17 protein-coding genes are annotated in these 17900 nt (G+C 65.1%); 13 read left to right on the top strand and 4 right to left on the bottom strand.

All coding sequences use genetic code 11. From position 1 onward, the window contains the following. Positions 1-58: 58 nt before the first annotated feature. The 6 genes from ACE10Z_RS25625 (at position 59) to ACE10Z_RS25600 (ending at position 5382) form a co-directional block, all read left to right on the top strand. Positions 59-589 carry a DedA family protein gene (locus ACE10Z_RS25625; protein WP_375783243.1) on the top strand — a complete coding sequence of 177 codons (531 nt, stop codon included), beginning with the start codon at positions 59-61 and terminating at the stop codon, positions 587-589. A 153-nt stretch (positions 590-742) separates the two neighbouring features. Further along, positions 743-1732, top strand: a complete 990-nt coding sequence (locus tag ACE10Z_RS25620; RefSeq protein WP_375783242.1) for an MBL fold metallo-hydrolase — start codon at positions 743-745, stop codon at positions 1730-1732. A gap of 220 nt (positions 1733-1952) precedes the next feature. Further along, positions 1953-2624 (top strand): FMN-binding negative transcriptional regulator, encoded by a 672-nt coding sequence (locus ACE10Z_RS25615; protein ID WP_375783241.1) that lies wholly within the window; start codon positions 1953-1955, stop codon positions 2622-2624. Further along, the gene (argC, locus tag ACE10Z_RS25610; protein WP_375783240.1) at positions 2624-3670 is read left to right on the top strand and encodes an N-acetyl-gamma-glutamyl-phosphate reductase; all 1047 of its coding nucleotides are present in this window, start codon (positions 2624-2626) and stop codon (positions 3668-3670) included. Before ACE10Z_RS25615 ends, argC (ACE10Z_RS25610) begins: the two co-directional genes overlap by 1 nt. A gap of 121 nt (positions 3671-3791) precedes the next feature. Next, positions 3792-4772, top strand: a complete 981-nt coding sequence (argC, locus tag ACE10Z_RS25605) for an N-acetyl-gamma-glutamyl-phosphate reductase (protein ID WP_375783239.1) — start codon at positions 3792-3794, stop codon at positions 4770-4772. Positions 4773-4788: 16 nt separating this feature from the next. Then, complete coding sequence (locus ACE10Z_RS25600; protein WP_375783238.1) at positions 4789-5382, top strand: class I SAM-dependent methyltransferase; 594 nt, start codon at positions 4789-4791, stop codon at positions 5380-5382. Between the two features lie 42 nt (positions 5383-5424). On the opposite strand, the gene ACE10Z_RS25595 is transcribed toward ACE10Z_RS25600, so the two are convergent. Together ACE10Z_RS25595 and ACE10Z_RS25590 are read right to left on the bottom strand one after the other, a co-directional pair. Beyond that, complete coding sequence (locus tag ACE10Z_RS25595) at positions 5425-5823, bottom strand: MAPEG family protein (RefSeq protein ID WP_212317462.1); 399 nt, start codon at positions 5821-5823, stop codon at positions 5425-5427. Between the two features lie 109 nt (positions 5824-5932). Further along, entirely contained in the window at positions 5933-7741 is a 1809-nt protein-coding gene (locus tag ACE10Z_RS25590) for a PHA/PHB synthase family protein (protein WP_375783237.1), read from the bottom strand. A 346-nt stretch (positions 7742-8087) separates the two neighbouring features. Between ACE10Z_RS25590 and ACE10Z_RS25585 the strand changes: the two genes are divergently transcribed. The 7 genes from ACE10Z_RS25585 to ACE10Z_RS25555 all read left to right on the top strand — a co-directional run bounded on the left by ACE10Z_RS25585 (position 8088) and on the right by ACE10Z_RS25555 (position 15867). Further along, the gene (locus ACE10Z_RS25585) at positions 8088-8321 is read left to right on the top strand and encodes a hypothetical protein (protein ID WP_375783236.1); all 234 of its coding nucleotides are present in this window, start codon (positions 8088-8090) and stop codon (positions 8319-8321) included. Between the two features lie 215 nt (positions 8322-8536). Continuing rightward, positions 8537-9757 carry an LL-diaminopimelate aminotransferase gene (locus ACE10Z_RS25580; protein ID WP_375783235.1) on the top strand — a complete coding sequence of 407 codons (1221 nt, stop codon included), beginning with the start codon at positions 8537-8539 and terminating at the stop codon, positions 9755-9757. 38 nt (positions 9758-9795) lie between these two features. After that, a complete protein-coding gene (locus tag ACE10Z_RS25575) occupies positions 9796-11115 on the top strand; it encodes a homoserine dehydrogenase (protein WP_375783234.1) in 1320 nt (439 codons plus the stop codon). A gap of 79 nt (positions 11116-11194) precedes the next feature. Beyond that, on the top strand, positions 11195-12193 hold the full coding sequence (gene glpX, locus ACE10Z_RS25570) for a class II fructose-bisphosphatase (protein WP_375783233.1): 999 nt from the start codon (positions 11195-11197) through the stop codon (positions 12191-12193). A 122-nt stretch (positions 12194-12315) separates the two neighbouring features. Beyond that, positions 12316-13035, top strand: coding sequence for a haloacid dehalogenase type II (locus ACE10Z_RS25565; RefSeq protein ID WP_375783232.1), 720 nt, complete (start codon positions 12316-12318; stop codon positions 13033-13035). 153 nt (positions 13036-13188) lie between these two features. Continuing rightward, positions 13189-15030, top strand: coding sequence for a single-stranded-DNA-specific exonuclease RecJ (recJ, locus tag ACE10Z_RS25560; protein WP_375783231.1), 1842 nt, complete (start codon positions 13189-13191; stop codon positions 15028-15030). Between the two features lie 18 nt (positions 15031-15048). Then, entirely contained in the window at positions 15049-15867 is an 819-nt protein-coding gene (locus ACE10Z_RS25555) for an SDR family NAD(P)-dependent oxidoreductase (RefSeq protein WP_375783230.1), read from the top strand. 127 nt (positions 15868-15994) lie between these two features. On the opposite strand, the gene ACE10Z_RS25550 is transcribed toward ACE10Z_RS25555, so the two are convergent. Continuing rightward, positions 15995-17230 (bottom strand): lytic murein transglycosylase, encoded by a 1236-nt coding sequence (locus tag ACE10Z_RS25550; RefSeq protein WP_375783229.1) that lies wholly within the window; start codon positions 17228-17230, stop codon positions 15995-15997. 55 nt (positions 17231-17285) lie between these two features. Next, positions 17286-17858, bottom strand: a complete 573-nt coding sequence (locus tag ACE10Z_RS25545; protein WP_375783228.1) for a MarR family winged helix-turn-helix transcriptional regulator — start codon at positions 17856-17858, stop codon at positions 17286-17288. Between the last annotated feature and the right edge of the window lie 42 nt (positions 17859-17900).

Genomic DNA, 17900 nt, shown 5'->3' with positions numbered 1-17900 from the left:
CTGTGTGCCGCTACAAAGGTTCACTCGGGTTTCAACGGAGCGGAGGGCACTCGGCGAGATGGAAGACTTTGCGCGGGCCCTGGCCGAATTCGTCCGCCATCACCAGGCCTGGGGCGCTCCGATCGTCATGCTGCTGGCGTTCGCTGAATCGCTCGCCTTCATCTCGTTGCTGGTGCCCGCCTGGGGTGCACTGGTTGCGATCGGCGCCCTGATCGGCGTCAGCGGGATCAATTTCTGGCCGATCTGGATCGCGGGCGGCATCGGGGCTGCACTCGGCGACTGGGTCTCTTATTGGTTCGGCTACCGCTACAAGGAGCAGGTCGCACAGATGTGGCCGCTGTCGCGCTACCCGGAGATACTGCCGCGCGGTGAGGCCTTCGTGAAGACCTGGGGCGTGCCCAGCATCTTCATCGGCCGCTTCTTCGGCCCGCTGCGTGCCTCGGTGCCGCTTGCGGCCGGCATTTTCGAGATGTCCTACTGGCAATTCCAGATCGCCAATTTCGTCTCCGCCTTGGTCTGGTCGGCGGCGCTGCTGCTGTTCGGCGACGTCATCGGCCAGGTTGTCGAGTGGATGTGGCGCGTGGTGTAACGACTTCAGGAATATTGCTCCGATGCAGGGGTTAGGCGGAAGAACAATAGCTTGCACAGCCGTCTTCACGCGACTGTCAAAACGCTGAGCAAAACTCACCGCGGCAGACGCGGCTCCGCCGGGCGCAGCATTGTTTCACTGGGAGGACATCAGATGGACCTGACACGACGCCACGCTCTCGCGGGTGCTGCCGGCATCGCCGCCGCACCGTTGTTGCCTGCCGTTCCTGCGGTAGCCGCAGCGCCAGTCGCCGACAAGCAGGCGCCGGGCTTCTATCGCTACAAGGTCGGCGACATCTTCGTCACCGCGGTGTCGGACGGCAAGAACGTCTTCAAGCTGGAAGATTCCTTCATCCCGAATGCGAAGCGGGACGATATCAACGCGGCGCTGGAGAAGGCCTTCATGCCGCGCGACCTGGTGTCGATCTGGTACGCGCCGCTCGTGCTCAACACCGGCGGCAAGCTGGTCGTGATCGACACCGGCAATGGCGCGCTGGCGAAGGCCAGCACGAAGGGCGCAAGCGGCCAGTTCGCCGACAATTTCGCCGCGGCCGGCTTCGATCCGAAGAATGTCGACATGGTCGTGATCTCGCACTTCCATACCGACCACGTGAACGGTCTGTTGACGGCCGAGGGCACGCCGGCGTTCCCGAATGCCGAGGTGCTGGTGCCGGCGACCGAATGGAAGTTCTGGATGGATGACGGCGAGATGAGCCGGGCGCCGGCCGGCCGCATGCAGGGCCTGTTCAAGAACAACCGCAATATCTTCGAGGCCGGCCTGAAGAAGAAGGTCACGCCCTACGAGTGGGGCAAGGAGATCGCGCCCGGCCTGACCTCGGTCGAGACCGTCGGCCACACGCCGGGCCACACCTCCTACGTGCTGGCTTCGGGAGCGGACAAGGTCTTCATCCAGTCCGACGTCACCAACAATCCCAACCTGTTCGCGGCCAATCCCGGCTGGCATGCGTTCTTCGACCAGGACGGCGACGTGGCGGAGAAGACCCGCCGCCGCATCTACGACATGGTGGTCGCGGAGCGGCTGCAGGTGCAGGGCTATCACTATCCGTTCCCGGGCCTCGGCAATGTGGTCAAGGACGGCAACGGCTACCGCGTCGTGCCGGCGCCGTGGAATCCGGCGATCTGAACGGTTTTCCTTGACGCAAAACGGGCGCGGCCTTATAGCCGCGCCCATGATCAACGCCGCGACCATCATCATCGCCCGCCGCCGCCGCATTCTCGCGGTATGGGCGGTCGCTCGCGTTTAAGACCATCGCCTCTGCCGCCGGACCCGATCCCGCGGCGCTCTCCTGAAAAAGACACGCGGTTCGATCTGGCGGCTCCTTCGTCACGCAGGAGTTTCGACCATGTATACGCCACCGCCCTTCAAGCCTGACCGCGCCGCGAGCCTTGCGTTCGCGGAAGCGCGCGGTTTCGGCATCGCCTGCGCGTGGGACGGCGGCAAGCCGATCGCCTCTGCGCTGCCGTTCTATTTGACCTACGCCGCCGACGGTACGCCGCGGGCGCTGTTTCATGTTGCCCGTCACAATCCGCTGGTAAAGCTGACGCACGGGGGCCCTTGGCTGCTGGCCGTCACCGGCGCGGATGCCTATGTGTCGCCGGACTGGTATGTGTCGCCCGATCAAGTGCCGACCTGGCTTTATCAGGCCGTGCATCTGACCGGACCGGTGCGGACCCTGTCGGACGAGGAACTTGCCGTTCAGATCGACGTGCTGAGCGCCAAGTTCGAGGACCGGCTGCTGCCGAAAAAGCCGTGGGTGTCGGGCAAGATGACCGCCGCGCGGCTGGAAGCCATGAAGAAGGCCATCGTGGGCCTCGAGATGATGGTGGAAGAGGTGGAGGGCAGTTTCAAGCTGAACCAGCACAAGTCTGAAACCGATTTCGCGGCGGTCGGCAACACGCTCGCATTGCAGGCCGAAGCCGGTGCCCGGGACATCGCGGCTTTGATGCGCGATGTGCGCCCGCAGGCTTTCGCGATGGTACAGGCCGAGATGACTACGCTTCCGGGGAGCGAGTAATGACGAAGAAGAAAATCGGAATTTTGGGCGCGTCCGGCTACACCGGCGCCGACGCGGTGCGCCTGTTGGCACGGCACCCGAATGCCGAAATCACCGCGCTTACCGCCAACACCCATGCCGGCAAGGCGATGAGCGAGGTGTTTCCTCACTTCTTCATGCTCGACCTGCCAAAACTCGTGGAATGGGAAAAAGTCGACTGGACGCGGCTCGATGCCGCGTTCTGCGGACTGCCGCATGGGACGACGCAAGAGATCATCGCCGCGGTGCTGAAAGCCAATCCCAGAATCAAGATCCTCGATATGTCCGCGGATTTCCGGCTGCGCAACAAAGACAGCTACGCGCAATGGTACGGCCACGAGCACCGGGCGCTCGAATTGCAGGACGAGGCCGTCTATGGGCTGACCGAACTCTACCGGGAGAAGGTCGCGGCCGCGCGGCTGGTGGCCTGTCCCGGCTGCTATCCGACGGCGGTGCTGCTGGCACTTGTTCCGCTGGCGAAGGCAAAGCTGATCGACGTCGACGAGATCATCATCGACGCAAAGTCGGGCGTCACCGGCGCCGGACGCGGACTGAAGCAGAACACGCTGTTCAGCGAGGCCGGCGAAGGGTTGTCGCCCTATTCGATCGGAAGCCATCGACACTCGGCGGAGATCGAGCAGGAGATCGGTGCAGCCGCTGGCTCGGCTGTGACAGTGAACTTCACCCCGCATCTCATTCCGATGGCGCGGGGTGAGTTCTGCACATCCTATGTCAAGCTCAATGGGGCTACGCCGGACGATTTGCGCGCCGAGCTGGAAAAGGCCTACGCCAACGAGCCGTTCGTATATGTGACGAAGAAGGGCGTGTTGCCACAGACGCAGAACGTGCGCGGTTCGAATTACGTTCAGATCGGCGTCGTCGCCGACCGGATCAAGAACCGCGCCATCGTGCTCTCGACGCTTGATAATCTTGTGAAGGGTTCGGCCGGACAGGCGATCCAGAATATGAACCTGATGTTCGGCTTGCCCGAAACCACCGGGCTGGAGCAGATCGCGCTGTTTCCGTGAGCAGGGGTTCTTGTCGTGGACGAGGATGCGCTCAATCTAGGGAGAACAGCCCCGGATCGGCGGCGCAGGTGCGGCCAGATGTGTTAGCAAACGAAACGAACGAACTCGAAAGGAGCATGCCATGACCGTCACCGACACCAACCAGCCGAAAACCAGGAGCGGTGCGACCAAGGCAACCGTGTTCGTCGACGGCGCGTCCGGCACCACCGGCCTCGGCATCCAGGAACGGCTGCACGCCATCGGTGACGTCGCGGTAAAGCACATCGCCGACGATAAGCGGAAGGACGCAGGCGCCAAGCGTGCGCTGATGGAGGAGGTGGATCTCGTGATCCTCTGCCTGCCTGACGAGGCTGCCAAGGAGACCGTCGCGCTGATCGACACGATGGGCAATTCGGCGCCGAAGGTGCTCGATGCGTCGACCGCCTATCGCGTCGCGCCCGACTGGGCCTACGGCTTCGCCGAGCTCGCGCCCGGACAAGCCGACAAGATCAGCCACGCGCAGAAGGTCTCCAACCCGGGTTGCTATCCGACCGGCGCGATCGCGCTGCTGCGGCCGATCGTCGATGCCGGCCTGCTGCCTGCGGATTATCCCGTCACCATCAATGCGGTGAGCGGCTATTCGGGCGGCGGCAAGTCGATGATCGCAAGCTTCGAGGACGGATCGGCGCCGGCCTTCCACCTCTACGGCCTCGGCTTCGAGCACAAGCACGTGCCGGAGATGCAGCTCTATTCGCATCTGACGCGGCGGCCGCTCTTCGTCCCGTCGGTCGGCAACTACCGGCAAGGCATGCTGGTCTCGGTGCCGCTGCAGCTCGACGCGTTGCCGGGCAAGCCGACCGGCGCCGACCTGCAGGCCGTGCTGGCGAAGTGGTACGCCGGCAGCAAATACGTCTCGGCGATGCCGCTGCAGAACGAGGCCGCCAAGGACGGGCGGATCGAGCCGGAAGCGCTCAATGAGACCAACCAGCTCGAGCTCTATGTGTTCGCCAGCGACAAGCACCGCCAGGCGGTGCTGGTTGCCCGGCTCGACAATCTGGGCAAGGGGGCCTCGGGTGCCGCGGTCCAGAACATGCGGCTGATGCTCGGGCTGGCCGACAACTGACGGCGAGGGGCGCATCGTGGACGACGCCACGCTGCAATTCTACCGGCGCAATGCCGAGGCCTATGCCGGGTGGGCGAAAGCACCGTCCACCCGGCTGACCGGTTTTCTCAAGCTGCTGCCGCCGGGCGGCGCGATCCTCGAACTCGGCTGCGGCGCCGGCAATCATGCCGCTGTCATGCTCGCCGAAGGCTTCGTGCTGCGCGCGACCGACGGTTCACCCGAGATGGCTGAGGTCGCGGCGCGTCGCATCAACCATCCCGTCGAGGCGATGCTGTTCGATGAGCTCGAGGATCGCGAGGCCTATGACGGCGTCTGGGCCAGCGCTTGCCTGTTGCACGTGCCGCGCGACGAATTGGCCGGCATCCTCGGCCGCATCCATCGCGCACTGAAGCCCGGCGGCATCTTCTACGCGAGCTACAAGATCGGCCATGGCGACGGCCGCGACAGCATCGGCCGCTACTACAATTATCCCGCCGCCGACTGGCTGGCGGCGACCTACGCCGCGTCAGGGCCGTGGGTCCAGGTCTCGTCCGACACCAGCGAGATCAAGAGTTTCGACGAGGCGCCCGCGACGATGCTGCATATCGTGGTGCGCAAGGCTGTGGAATAGCGCCGGCGCGGCCGTCACCGGGCCCCGGCGCGAGTGTGTTGCTCAGACGATCTTGAAGATCGCGAGCGCCAGCACCGCCTGGGCGATGAAACCGACCGTGAAGGCGAGGGTGCGGAACACCGGCAGTCCGAGCGTGTAGACGATCAGATGCGCGACGCGGGCCCAGAAATACACGGCGCAGGCCAGCACCGTCCATTTGGTGGAATAGTCGGCCGCGTTGAGGATCAGCACCAGCGGCGCGAAGATCACGAGATTTTCGACCGCGTTGTCATGGGCGAACATCAGCCGGTTGGCCCATTCCGCGTGTGGTTTGTCGTTGCGCGTGGGATTGCCCATGGCGCCGGAGAGGCCGCGCACCTGGCAGCGGTTGATGATGTAGGGAATCCACAGCAGCCCGGTCAGGATCACCGTCAGCGACAGCCAGAACAGTTCGCGCGTCATCGTCTCCCCCTCACGTGAATTCGATTCCCGACCGTCGGGACCATCTGTTTATAGCTGAGCGGAAGACTTGGCGCTACGCGAAGACTTTGCGCTAAACGGAGACTTGGCGCTACGCGCGGACGCGGACATAGCTGCCCGGAGCGTCCTCGAGCACCGACACCCCGTGCGAGCCCACAATGCGCGCCGGCACCGTCTCCGGATCATGGCTTTCCAGCCAGCCGCGCCAGTCGGGCCACCACGATCCCTTGTGTTCCTCGGCGCCCTTCAGCCAGTCGGCGAGCTTCACGTCCTTGATGTTGTCGTTGGTCCAGTACTGGTACTTCTTCGAGGCGGGGGGATTGACCACGCCAGCGATATGGCCGGAGCCGGACAGCACATACTTCACCGGACCGCCGAAGAACTGCGAGCCGTAGAGCACCGATTCCGCCGGCGCGATGTGATCCTCGCGTGCCGCGAGGTTGTAGACCGGCACCTTCACCTTCGACAGATCGAGCAGCGTGTTGTCGAGCACCATCGTGCCGGTCGACAGCCGGTTCTCCAGATAGCAGTTGCGCAGGTAGTAGGAGTGGTTCGACGACGGCATCCTCGTCGCGTCCGAATTCCAGTGCAGCAGGTCGAACGAGGAGGGCGACTGGCCCTTCAGGTAATTGTTCACGACATACGACCAGATCAGGTCGTTCGAGCGCAGCATGTTGAAGGCCATCGCCATCTTGCTGCCCTCGAGCACGCCGGATTCCTGCATGTCGCGTTCCAGCGCCGAGATCTGGTCCTCGTCGACGAACACCAGAAGGTCGCCGGCGTGGGTGAAGTCGACCTGCGCGGCAAAGAACGTCGCCGACGTCACGCGCTGGCGGCGCTTCTCCGCGAGATAGGCCAGCGTCGAGGCGAGCATGGTGCCGCCGACGCAATAGCCGGCGGTGTGCACCTTCATCTCGCCGGTGACCTTCTCGATCACGTCCATCGCCGTGAGCGGACCTTCGGCCATGTAGTCGGCCCAGGTCTTCTTGCCGAGCTCCTTGTCCGGATTGACCCAGGAGATCACGAACACCGTGATGCCCTGGTCGACGCACCATTTGATGTAGGATTTCTCGGGGCGCAGATCGAGGATGTAGAACTTGTTGATCCACGGCGGCACGATCAGGAGCGGCGTGCGCAGCACGTTCTCCGTCGCCGGCGAATACTGGATCAGCTGCATCAGCTCGTTCTGGTAGATCACCTTGCCCGGCGTCGTCGCCATGTTGACGCCGACCTGAAGGTTGGCCGGGTCGGATTGGCGGATCCGCAGCGTGCCGTGGCCGGCCTCGATATCCTCGGCCAGCATCTTCATGCCGCGGACCAGATTGTCGCCATTGGTCTCGACCGTGGCGCGCAGCACTTCCGGATTGGTCAGCACGAAATTCGACGGCGCCAGCGCGTTGGTGATCTGCTGGACGTAGAATTCGGCCTTCTTGCGGGTATGCGAATCGATTCCGTCGGCGTCGCGGACCAGCTGCTGCGCCCATTTCGCGGTCAGCAGATAAAGCTGGAGGATGAAGTCGAAGAACTGATTCGACTTCCACTCCGGGTCCTGGAAGCGCTTGTCGCGCGGGGCCGGCGCGATCGCGGGCCTGGCATCGGCTTCGCCGGCCATGCGGCGCACGGCCGATCCCCAGAGATCGAGGTAATCCTTGCCGAGCTGCATCTGCAGCGACGAGGCGCGCTCCTTGTCGGCCAGCCAGTATTCGGCGATCACGCTGAAGGTCTTGATGACCTCACCGAGCTCGTTCGGCGGCTTGTCGCGGACTTCCCCGGTCTGGCGCGGCTTGAGATAGGCCGCCAGCGCCTGGCCGCTGCTCTCCATCGCCCGGGCGATGTTCATGGCGAAGGCTTCGGCGTTGAATTTCGGGGTGGCTTGGGTGTCGGTACTGACGTTGCTCATTTCAGGGACAATATCGCGTCGTTTGGGGGGCGTCATCGCGCGGTGCGGTAGCGGAAATCAGTCAAAACATGATGTTTCGCTGTGTTGCGGTGCGATAAAAAATCTTTGTTCTGTCATATTGAAGCCTCAGGGGTCGCTTTTGTTGTTCACGGTTTAAGCGTTTCGGGCGACAATGGTTTGAAACGGCTAAAGCCAGGATTAATGCAGCAGGGACGCTGCAAGGCTCGTACCAGTGCGACCCGTGTCGGCAATGTGCGACTTGCGCGCTAGCTTGTTGGGGACAATTCGGCGCATGCCGATCGATCGAATGAACAGGGGGCTCGCGGCCGCAGCGCTGCTCGCGTCAATGCTGGCGCTGAGCGGGTGCTCGAGCACGATCGCCGATATGGCCATGCCGGCCGATGCGCCGGCGCGGCAAAAGGATGCCAACGGCTACCTTCCGGTGCACGATATTCCGCCCGATCGCGCGGATCCGACCATCAAGCCGGCCGATCAGGCCAAGATCGAGCAGGAGCTGATTGCCGCGCGTGAACGCCAGGCACAGGCTCAGGCCTCGACGGCAGCCCAAAGCGGGAAGTGAGCGCGCGAGATCGGCTGATCAGCGCTGGCGCCGCCCGGCGTCCGTGCTAAAAGAAACCCAGTTCAACCGCAGATCCGGCCGCAGTCCCCCGATCGTGCGCCTGAATTCGCTCTAAGTCATTGATTCAGTGCGATTTATGCAAGAGGCCGAGCCGGCTTCAGCAGCGAACCAAAGGGGGACGATTCTGGCATCGCGGTTGTCGGAGCAAGGGTCCCATGGAAGATTTTTACCGCATTCGCCGTCTGCCGCCTTACGTCTTTGAAAAGGTCAACCAGGCCAAGGCGGCCGCGCGCAATGCCGGGGCCGACATCATCGACATGGGCATGGGCAACCCGGACCTGCCGACCCCGCCGCACGTGATCGAGAAGCTCAAGGAGACGCTGGGCAAGCCGCGGACCGACCGCTATTCGGCCTCCCGTGGCATCAACGGCCTGCGCAAGGCCCAGGCCGCCTATTATGCGCGCCGCTTCGGCGTCAAGCTGAACCCCGATACCCAGGTGGTTGCGACGCTCGGCTCGAAGGAAGGGTTCGCCAACGTTGCGCAGGCGATCACCGCGCCCGGTGACGTCGTGCTGTGCCCGAACCCGAGCTACCCGATCCATGCGTTCGGCTTCCTGATGGCGGGCGGCGTGATCCGCTCGGTGCCGTCGGAGCCGACGCCGCAGTTCTTCGAGGCGGTCGAACGGGCGATCCAGCATTCGATTCCGAAGCCGATCGCGCTGATCGTCTGCTATCCGTCGAACCCGACCGCCTATGTCGCGGACCTCGACTTTTACAAGGATCTGGTCGCGTTCGCGAAGAAGCACGACATCTTCATCCTGTCGGATCTGGCCTACGCGGAAGTCTATTTCGACGAGAACAATCCACCGCCATCGGTGCTCCAGGTGCCGGGTGCGCTCGACGTCACCGTCGAGTTCACCTCGATGTCGAAGACGTTCTCGATGGCCGGCTGGCGCATGGGCTTTGCGGTCGGCAATGAGCGCATCATCGCGGCCCTGGCGCGGGTCAAATCCTATCTCGATTACGGCGCCTTCACGCCGGTCCAGGTGGCGGCGACCGCCGCGCTGAACGGTCCCGACGACTGCATCCGCGAGATGCGCGACACCTACCGCAAGCGCCGCGATGCGCTGGTTGAGTCATTTGGCCGCGCCGGCTGGGACATTCCGCCGCCGCAGGCCTCGATGTTCGCCTGGGCGCCGCTGCCCAAGGCGTTCGAGGCGGTCGGCAGCATGCAGTTCGCAACCCTGATGGTGGAGAAATCCGGCGTCGTGGTGTCGCCCGGCGTTGCGTTCGGCGAGCATGGCGAAGGCTATGTCCGGATCGCGATGGTGGAGAACGAGCAGCGTATCCGGCAGGCCGCGCGCGGCGTGCGCCGCTTCCTTGAAAGCGGCATCGAAACGTTGCACAACGTCGTTCCTCTCGCCAACCGGCGCTAATCCTTCCAGGTTGCTCAATCTCCAGGTCCCTTAAATCCATGGTCGCACCCCTGAACGTGGGCATAGCGGGGCTCGGCACCGTCGGTGCCGATGTCGTCCGCCTCATCGAAACGCAAGGACGGGCGCTGGCCGAGCGCAGCGGCCGCGGCATCCGCGTCGTCGCCGTCACGGCGCGCTCGAAAGCCAAGAAGCGCGGCCTCGACCTGCGCGGCATCGCATGGGCCAAGACCCCGCAGGACCTGGCCGAAGATCCCAATATCGACTGCTTCGTCGAGTTGATGGGCGGCGCCGGCGATCCCGCGCTCTCCGCGATCGAGACCGCGCTGAAGGCCGGCAAGTCGGTCGTGACAGCCAACAAGGCGCTGATCGCCAAGCACGGGCTGCGGCTTGCCGCCGCCGCCGAGAAGCACGGCGGCGCGCTGAATTTCGAGGCCGCGGTCGGTGCGGCGATCCCGGTCATCAAGACGCTGCGCGAGGGCCTCGCCGGCACCAGCGTCAATCGCGTCTACGGCATCCTCAACGGCACCTGCAATTACATCCTGACCCGGATGGAGCAGGAGGGTTTGTCGTTCGAAGAATGCCTGAAGGACGCCCAGCGGCTCGGCTATGCCGAAGCCAACCCGTCATTCGACGTCGATGGTCATGACACCGCGCAGAAGCTTGCGATCCTGGCGAGCCTTGCCTTCGGAACCAAGGTCGCGGAAAGCGCGGTCTATGTCGAAGGCATCTCCTCGATCACGCCGGAAGATCTCAAGGCTGCATCGGAACTCGGCTACCGCGTAAAACTGCTCGGCGTTGCCGTGCGCACGGCAAAGGGCATTGAGCAGCGCGTGCATCCGACCATGGTGCCGAAATCATCCTCGATCGCGCAGGTGATGGGCGTCACCAACGCGGTGGCGATTGACGGCGAGGGGATTCCCCCGATCACGCTGGTCGGCCCCGGCGCCGGCGGCGGCGCGACCGCCTCGGCCGTGGTCGCCGACATCGCCGACGTCGCCCGTGGCATCCGCGCCAAGCCGTTCGGGCGTCCGGTGGAGCGGTTGCGCGACACCACCAAGGCGCCGATGGAACGCCATGAGGGTGGCTACTATATCCGCCTGATGGCGCGCGATCTTGCAGGCACTGCCGCAACAATCGCCACCCGGCTCGCGGAACAAAAGATATCTCTGGAGTCCATCGTTCAGCGGCATCCGGATGGCGTCGATGTGAACGGTGCGGCCAAAAAACCTTCACCGGTCCCGGTCATTCTGATTACCTACGCGACCAGCGAGGATGCGGTGCATCGTGCGCTGGCCGCAGTGCAGCGCGATAAGGTCATCAGCGGCCGGCCGCAGGTGATCCGGATCGAGAAAAACTAACGCGTGGCCTGAACGGGTCGGGCGTGAGACGATTGATGCGGGCAGGCTGGCCTGTCCCCGAGGCTTAAGGAGTACGCCGATGTCGACCCATATTTCCGTTCCGCCGCAGATGCTGCTCGAGCGCATCCTGACGCTCGAAATCGTGCGCGTGACGGAGCGCGCGGCGGTGTCGGCCGCGCGGCTGCGCGGCCACGGCCAGGAGAAGGCCGCCGACAAGGCCGCGGTCGACGCGATGCGCCGCGAGCTCAACAAGCTGCCGATCGAGGGCACGGTCGTGATCGGCGAGGGCGAGCGCGACGAGGCGCCGATGCTGTTCATCGGCGAGAAGGTCGGCCTCAATGCCGGCCCCAAGGTCGACATCGCGGTCGATCCGCTCGAAGGCACCACGCTGTGCGCCAAGAACATGCCCGGCTCGATCGCCACCATGGCGATGGCCGACGGCGGCACGCTGCTGCACGCACCCGACGTCTACATGCAGAAGATCGCGATCGGTCCGGGCTACGCCAAGAACGTGATCGAGCTCGACGCGCCGCCGGCCGACAACGTCCGCCGGCTCGCCAAGGCGAAGGGTGTCGATCCCACCGCCATCAATGTGCTGGTGCTCGACCGTCCGCGCCATGCCGACATCATCAACAGCGTGCGCTCGACCGGCGCTGCCGTGCAGCTGATCACCGACGGCGACGTCGCCGGCGTCATTCACTGTGCCAAGCCCGATGAGACCGGCGTCGACATGTATATCGGCACCGGCGGCGCGCCCGAAGGCGTGCTGGCAGCTGTCGCGCTGCGCTGTATCGGCGGCCAGATGCAGTGCCGCCTGATCCTCGACACCGAGGAGAAGCGCGAGCGCGCGCACAAGATGGGCGTCATCGATCCGAAGATGATCTACGGCATCGAGGACATGGCCAAGGGCGACTGCCTGTTCGCCGCCACCGGCGTCACCACCGGCTCGCTGCTTTCGGGCGTGAAGTTCAAGAAGGACGTGATCGAGACCGAGACGGTCGTGATGCGCTCGGTCACCGGCACCGTGCGCTACATCAAGGCCGAGCACCGGCAGCTGGAGAAGTTCCACCTGGATTGATAACCGCTGTCGTTCCGGGGCGATGCGCAGCATCGAACCCGGAACCTCGAGGTTCCGGGTCTGGTGCTGCGCACCATCCCGGAACGACGGGACAAATAACAACAAGAAAACGGGAGGCCCCCATGTCCGATCTTTCCGGCGTCAAGGCACTGGTGTTCGACGTGTTCGGAACCGTGGTCGACTGGCGCACCAGCCTGATCAACGACTTCACCAAATGGGGCGAGACATCAGGCATCAAGGCCGACTGGACCGCGCTGGTCGACGGCTGGCGCGCGGTCTACGCGGCCTCGATGGACGAGGTGCGCAAGAGCCCGCAGAACGGCTATGTCATCCTCGACGTCCTGCACCGCCGCTCGCTGGAGAAGCTGGTCGCGCAGTTCGACATCAAGGGCCTCACCGAGGCCGACCTGCAGCATCTGACGCTGGGCTGGCATCGCCTGCACGGATGGCCCGACAGCGTCGCCGGCCTGACCCGGCTGAAGAGCAAATACATCATCTCGCCGCTGTCGAACGGCAACGTCGCGCTGCTCACCAACATGGCGAAGTTCGCAGGCCTGCCCTGGGACCTCGTGATGTCGGCCGAGCTGTTCGAGCACTACAAGCCTGATCCGGAGACTTATCTCGGCGCTGCGAAGCTGCTGTGCCTGCCGCCGGAGCAGGTGATGATGGTTGCCGCGCATAATTACGATCTCAAGCACGCGCAGAAGCACGGCCTGAAGACGGCGTTCGTCGCGCGGCCGACCGAATACGGTCCGTTGCAGAAAGTCGATTTCGAGGCCACCGGCAGCTGGGACATTGTGGCCAAGGATTTCGGGGAAATCGCCACCCGGATGGGCTGCTAGAACTGGCTTGGGATTCACCGAGGCGCTACGATTCCCGCCCGGAATATCGATCCTGACTGGATCAGGACCGATATTCCGGGTTTGCTTTGACGCGTTTTCTTCACGCGAACCGGTGCCCACTTCGCTCGAAAACGCGCTGGTTGGAAGGGAATCATGACGCTCCACGCATCCGCACTGCCCGTCGAGGCGCCACAGGCGTTCCTCGGCGTGGCGCGGTCGCTGACCGGAAAGCTCTGGCGCGACCGGCTGGACGCGCGCGGGGCGGCGCGGGCGCTCGCGATCGTGCAGCGTCACAATCTGCCGGAAATGCTGGCGCGCGTGCTGGCCGGCCGCGACGTCGCGATCGACGAGGTGGCCGACTTCCTCGACCCGACCATCCGCAAGCTGATGCCGGACCCGCACACGGTCACCGAGATGGAGCATGCGGCCAAGCGGATTGCGGACGCCGCTGATCGCGGCGAGAAGGTCGCGATCTTCGGCGACTACGACGTCGACGGCGCGACCTCGGCGGCGTTGCTGACCTGGCATCTGCGCCATTGCGGACTCGATCCGCTGATCCACATTCCCGACCGCATCTTTGAAGGCTATGGGCCGAACGTCGACGCCGTCCGCGCGCTGGCGGCCAAGGGCGCGACGCTGCTGGTCACGGTCGATTGCGGCACCACCAGCATCGAGCCGTTGGCGGAAGCAAAGAAGCTCGGCATGTCGGTGGTGGTGATCGATCATCACCAGACCGGCGATGAGTTGCCCGAGGTCGACGCGCTGGTGAATCCGAACCGGCCCGACGATCTCTCCGGCCTCGGCCATCTCGCAGCCGTCGGCCTCGTGCTGGTGACCCTGGTCGCGGTGAACCGCGAGCTGCGCCAGCGCGGCTTTTGGACCCGCGAGATGCCGGAGCCCGACCTGCTCAGCGTGCTGCATCACGTCGCGCTCGGCACCGTCGCCGACGTCGCGCCGCTGATCGGTCTCAACCGGGCCTTCGTCGCCAAGGGCCTGATCGCGATGCGCCGCCGCGACCATGTCGGCCACACCGCGCTGATGGATGTGGCACGGCTCAATGGCCCGCCGGAGGCCTGGCATCTCGGCTTCATGCTGGGCCCGCGCATCAATGCCGGCGGCCGCATCGGGCGTGCCGATCTCGGTGTGCGGCTGTTGCTCGAAGGCGATGTCTCGGAGGCCGCGCGGATCGCGGCCGAGCTCGATCGCCTCAATGCCGAGCGGCGGGTGATCGAACAGGCGGCCGAGGCGCAGGCCGAAGCCGAGGCGCTGGCCTCGCTCGGGCTCGAGGACAAGGGCGCGGTGATCGTCACCGCGGCTGAAGGCTGGCACCCCGGCGTGGTCGGGCTGGTCGCGGCGCGGCTGAAGGAGAAGTTCGCGCGGCCGGCCTTTGCGATCGCGCTCGAGCCGGGTGGCATCGGCACCGGATCGGGCCGCTCGATCGGCGGCGTCGATATCGGCAAGGCTGTGCGGCAGGCGGTGCATGACGGACTGCTGATGAAGGGCGGCGGCCACGCGATGGCGGCCGGCGTCACGCTGCGCAAGGAGAAGCTCGCCGAATTCCGCGCCTACATGGAAAGCGCGCTGGCGGCGGACGTCGCCAACTCGCGCCACGAGAACGAGCTGTTCATCGATGGCGCCGTCACCGCGCGCGCGGTGACGCCAGAATTCGCCGCGACGCTCAATCGCGCAGGCCCGTTCGGTGCCGCCAATCCGGAGCCGGTGATCGCGCTGCCGTCACATCAGCTGGTCTATGCCGACGAGGTCGGGCAGGCGCATCTCCGGCTGCGCTTCAAGTCCGGTGACGGTTCCATCGTCAACGGCATCGCATTCCGCTCGGTCGGACAGAAGCTCGGCAGCGCCTTGACGCAAAATCGCGGCCAGCAATTGCACGTGGCGGGCTCTCTTGCAGTCGACCGTTGGCAAGGCACCGAACGTGTGCAATTCCGTGTTCTCGACGTCGCGGTACCGGATCAGGGCCCGGCGGTAATCAGATAAGAAACGTCGGGAGTGGACATGGCAGGACAGATTGAAGGCAAGGTCGCGCTGGTGACCGGCGGCGCGTCGGGTATCGGCGAGGCGATCGTCGAATTGTTCGCGCAGGAAGGCGCGACGGTTATTGCGACCGATATCGACGAGTTGAGGGGACCCGAGCTCGCCGCGCGGCTCAAGAAGGCTGGTCGCGAGGTGGTTTTCCTGCCGCAGGATGTCACCAGCGAAGAGCGCTGGATCGAGGTCGTCGCTGATATCGGCAAGCGCTATGGCCGCCTCGATATCATGGTCTCCAACGCCGGCATCGGCATCGGGGCGCCTTCGATTGTCGAGATGTCGCTCGCAGACTGGCACCGGCAGACCGCCATCAATATCGACGGCGTATTCCTGTCCGTGAAGCATTCGCTGCCGCTGATGCGCAAAACTGGCGGCGGCTCGATCATCATGATGTCGTCGCTGGCCGGCCTGCGCGGTGCGGCGACGCTCTCCGGCTACAGCGCGACCAAGGGCGCCGTGCGGCTGTTCGCCAAATCGATCGCGATGGAATGCGCGCAGGTGAACGACGGCATCCGCGTCAACTCCGTGCATCCCGGCATCATCGACACGCCGATCTGGGGCAAGATTCCGACCGGCGCGACGGGCGCCGGCCAGAATGCGCCGATCGATCCGGAGGAGCGCGCAAGGTTCGCCACGCCACTCGGCCGCGCCGGCCAGGCCATCGAGATCGCGCAGGGCGTGCTCTATCTCGCCTCCGATGCGTCGCGCTACGTGACCGGCACCGAGCTCGTGATCGACGGCGGCATGAATGCCGGCGGCGTGGTGCGGCAGCCGGCGGCCCGTTAGCAGCAAACTGTCGTAGCCCGGATGGAGCGCAGCGCAATCCGGGACCGGTCATATCACAGGCGAGAGCCGCCCCGGATTTCGCGGTGCTCCATCCGGGCTACGCAGCCTCGGTCGCGGTGAGCGCCGATCAGCCGCCTTGCCGCAGCCGCGCCAGCACCTTGAGCCCGCCGTAACCGTCGGCGGGCAACAGGCCCGTTTTGGTTTGGAAATCCTTGATCGCCTGCATGGTGTCGTTGCCGACGCGGCCGTCGGTGCCGCCGGTGTCGAAGCCCGCCTTGGTCAGCCGCGTCTGCATCTCCTGGACCTCGGCGAGCGTCAGCGCGCGCTCCGAACCCGGGAACGGCTGGATGAAGGGCGGCCCGCCGAGACAGCGGTCGCCCAGATGGCAGATTGCCAGCGCGTAGTTCATCGACGGATTGTAGCTCTTCACCGAATTGAAGTTCGGGCCGAGCAGGAAGGCCGGGCCGCCCGCGACCGGGATCCAGAGCTGCGCAGACGCGTTCGGTTGCGGAAACGGCTGGCCGTCGGCGCGGGTCACCCCGGCACTGGCCCAGGCGGCATAGGTGCGGCTGCCGCCGGCGCTGCCGCCGGGCGCGCGAACCTCGTAGCCCCAGTGCTCGCCGCGGTGCCATTTGCCGCGATTGACGAGATATTTCGCGGTCGAGCCGAGCGCGTCGTCGGGTCGGCCGAACGGCGAGACCTTGCCGTCGCCGTCATAGTCGAATCCAACATTGAGCCAGACTTCCGGCATCCACTGCGAATGGCCCATCGCGCCGGCCCAGGAGCCGTTCATCTCGGCCGGCGTGCTCCAGCCGCGCTGCACGATCTTCATCGCATTGATCAGCTCGGTTTCCCAATAGGCCTTGCGGCGCGGCTCGTTCCAGGCGAGTGCGGCAAGCGAGGGAAACACCGGCGTCATGTGGTTCTGCTGCACCAGCGGATCGCCATAGGCTGATTCAACGCCCCACAGCGCGAGCAGGGTACCGCGCTCGACGCCGAAGTCGCGCTCGATCCGCGCGAACAGCGCCTCGTTCTTCTTCAGTGCCTCGCGGCCGTGGATGACGCGCCAGTCAGAGACGCGGCGGTTGATGTACTGCCAGATCTGCTCGTGGAATTCAGGCTGGTTGCGCATCTGCTTGAACACGCTCATGTCGGGCTCGACCCGTCCCATGCAGCGATTCCAGGTCGCCTCCGAAATGCCCTTTGCCAGTGCGCGGGCGCGAAAATTGTCGCGCCATTGGTCGAAGCCTGGAGGCGCGGCCGCCAGCGCGCCGAATGGATTGGCGAGCGTCACGCTCGCGGCAAGTCCTGCTTTCAGCACGGCGCGGCGGCGAAGGAAATTCGGAGAATCAGGCTGTTTCATGCGCCCAGTCTAGCGGCGCCTTCCGGGTGGGCCAAAAGCCATGACGCCGCAAGAACTAGCTATCCTGCAAATCTGTGGCGATTTTTGACAGCCATTGCCGGACAATTTGTTCCGACCTGGCGTCGAGGCCGGCGGCGAGCCGGCGCTCCTGGGCCTGGGCGATATGGCGGCATTTCTCCAGCAGCGCGGTTCCATGGCTGGTCAGCGTCCATTGCAGCACCCGGCCGTGGACCGGGTGCGGCGTCTTGCGGATCGCGCCGTCGCGCTCGAGGTTGCGGATGATCACGCTGACGGTCTGCGGCGTCAGCAATGCGACCCGCGCCAGATCGGCGCCCGAGAGGCCGGGATAGGCCTTCAGCATCGTCAGCACGACGAATTGCGGGGAGGTGACGCCGAGACCTGCCAGCCCGCGTTCCATCGACAGCCGCGAGGCCGCATGCGCCTGGCGCAGCAAATAGGCGAGATAGCCCTGTTCGCCGCGCTTGCCTTCGCCGGGTGGCGGGACGGCGGAGGCGGGCAGGGCCTCCGCGGCCGATCCTGCCCCGCTCGCGACCTTGCCGGCGGCTGCGTTCCCTACCGGGCGCCGCCCGGCGGCGCCGGATTTCCCTCGTTTCTGCATTCCCGCCATGTTGCCTTCGCGAATGTCTGCGTCTTGCTCTATATCAGAGCT

It is taken from the genome of Bradyrhizobium sp. Pha-3 (assembly GCF_042258615.1).
In the GTDB taxonomy this organism is placed as follows: domain Bacteria; phylum Pseudomonadota; class Alphaproteobacteria; order Rhizobiales; family Xanthobacteraceae; genus Bradyrhizobium.
The sequence above is the reverse complement of the archived record's forward strand: the minus strand, read 5'-3'. Positions and strand labels throughout refer to the sequence as shown.

Excerpts from the sequence above, each read along its gene's own strand:
- ACE10Z_RS25625 (WP_375783243.1), top strand. The coding sequence starts at position 59 with ATGGAAGACTTTGCGCGGGCCCTGGCCGAATTCGTCCGCCATCACCAG.
- ACE10Z_RS25620 (WP_375783242.1), top strand. The coding sequence starts at position 743 with ATGGACCTGACACGACGCCACGCTCTCGCGGGTGCTGCCGGCATCGCC.
- ACE10Z_RS25615 (WP_375783241.1), top strand. The coding sequence starts at position 1,953 with ATGTATACGCCACCGCCCTTCAAGCCTGACCGCGCCGCGAGCCTTGCG.
- argC (WP_375783240.1), top strand. The coding sequence starts at position 2,624 with ATGACGAAGAAGAAAATCGGAATTTTGGGCGCGTCCGGCTACACCGGC.
- argC (WP_375783239.1), top strand. The coding sequence starts at position 3,792 with ATGACCGTCACCGACACCAACCAGCCGAAAACCAGGAGCGGTGCGACC.
- ACE10Z_RS25595 (WP_212317462.1), bottom strand. The coding sequence starts at position 5,823 with ATGACGCGCGAACTGTTCTGGCTGTCGCTGACGGTGATCCTGACCGGG.
- ACE10Z_RS25590 (WP_375783237.1), bottom strand. The coding sequence starts at position 7,741 with ATGAGCAACGTCAGTACCGACACCCAAGCCACCCCGAAATTCAACGCC.
- ACE10Z_RS25585 (WP_375783236.1), top strand. The coding sequence starts at position 8,088 with ATGCTGGCGCTGAGCGGGTGCTCGAGCACGATCGCCGATATGGCCATG.
- ACE10Z_RS25580 (WP_375783235.1), top strand. The coding sequence starts at position 8,537 with ATGGAAGATTTTTACCGCATTCGCCGTCTGCCGCCTTACGTCTTTGAA.
- ACE10Z_RS25575 (WP_375783234.1), top strand. The coding sequence starts at position 9,796 with ATGGTCGCACCCCTGAACGTGGGCATAGCGGGGCTCGGCACCGTCGGT.
- glpX (WP_375783233.1), top strand. The coding sequence starts at position 11,195 with ATGTCGACCCATATTTCCGTTCCGCCGCAGATGCTGCTCGAGCGCATC.
- ACE10Z_RS25565 (WP_375783232.1), top strand. The coding sequence starts at position 12,316 with ATGTCCGATCTTTCCGGCGTCAAGGCACTGGTGTTCGACGTGTTCGGA.
- recJ (WP_375783231.1), top strand. The coding sequence starts at position 13,189 with ATGACGCTCCACGCATCCGCACTGCCCGTCGAGGCGCCACAGGCGTTC.
- ACE10Z_RS25555 (WP_375783230.1), top strand. The coding sequence starts at position 15,049 with ATGGCAGGACAGATTGAAGGCAAGGTCGCGCTGGTGACCGGCGGCGCG.
- ACE10Z_RS25550 (WP_375783229.1), bottom strand. The coding sequence starts at position 17,230 with ATGAAACAGCCTGATTCTCCGAATTTCCTTCGCCGCCGCGCCGTGCTG.
- ACE10Z_RS25545 (WP_375783228.1), bottom strand. The coding sequence starts at position 17,858 with ATGGCGGGAATGCAGAAACGAGGGAAATCCGGCGCCGCCGGGCGGCGC.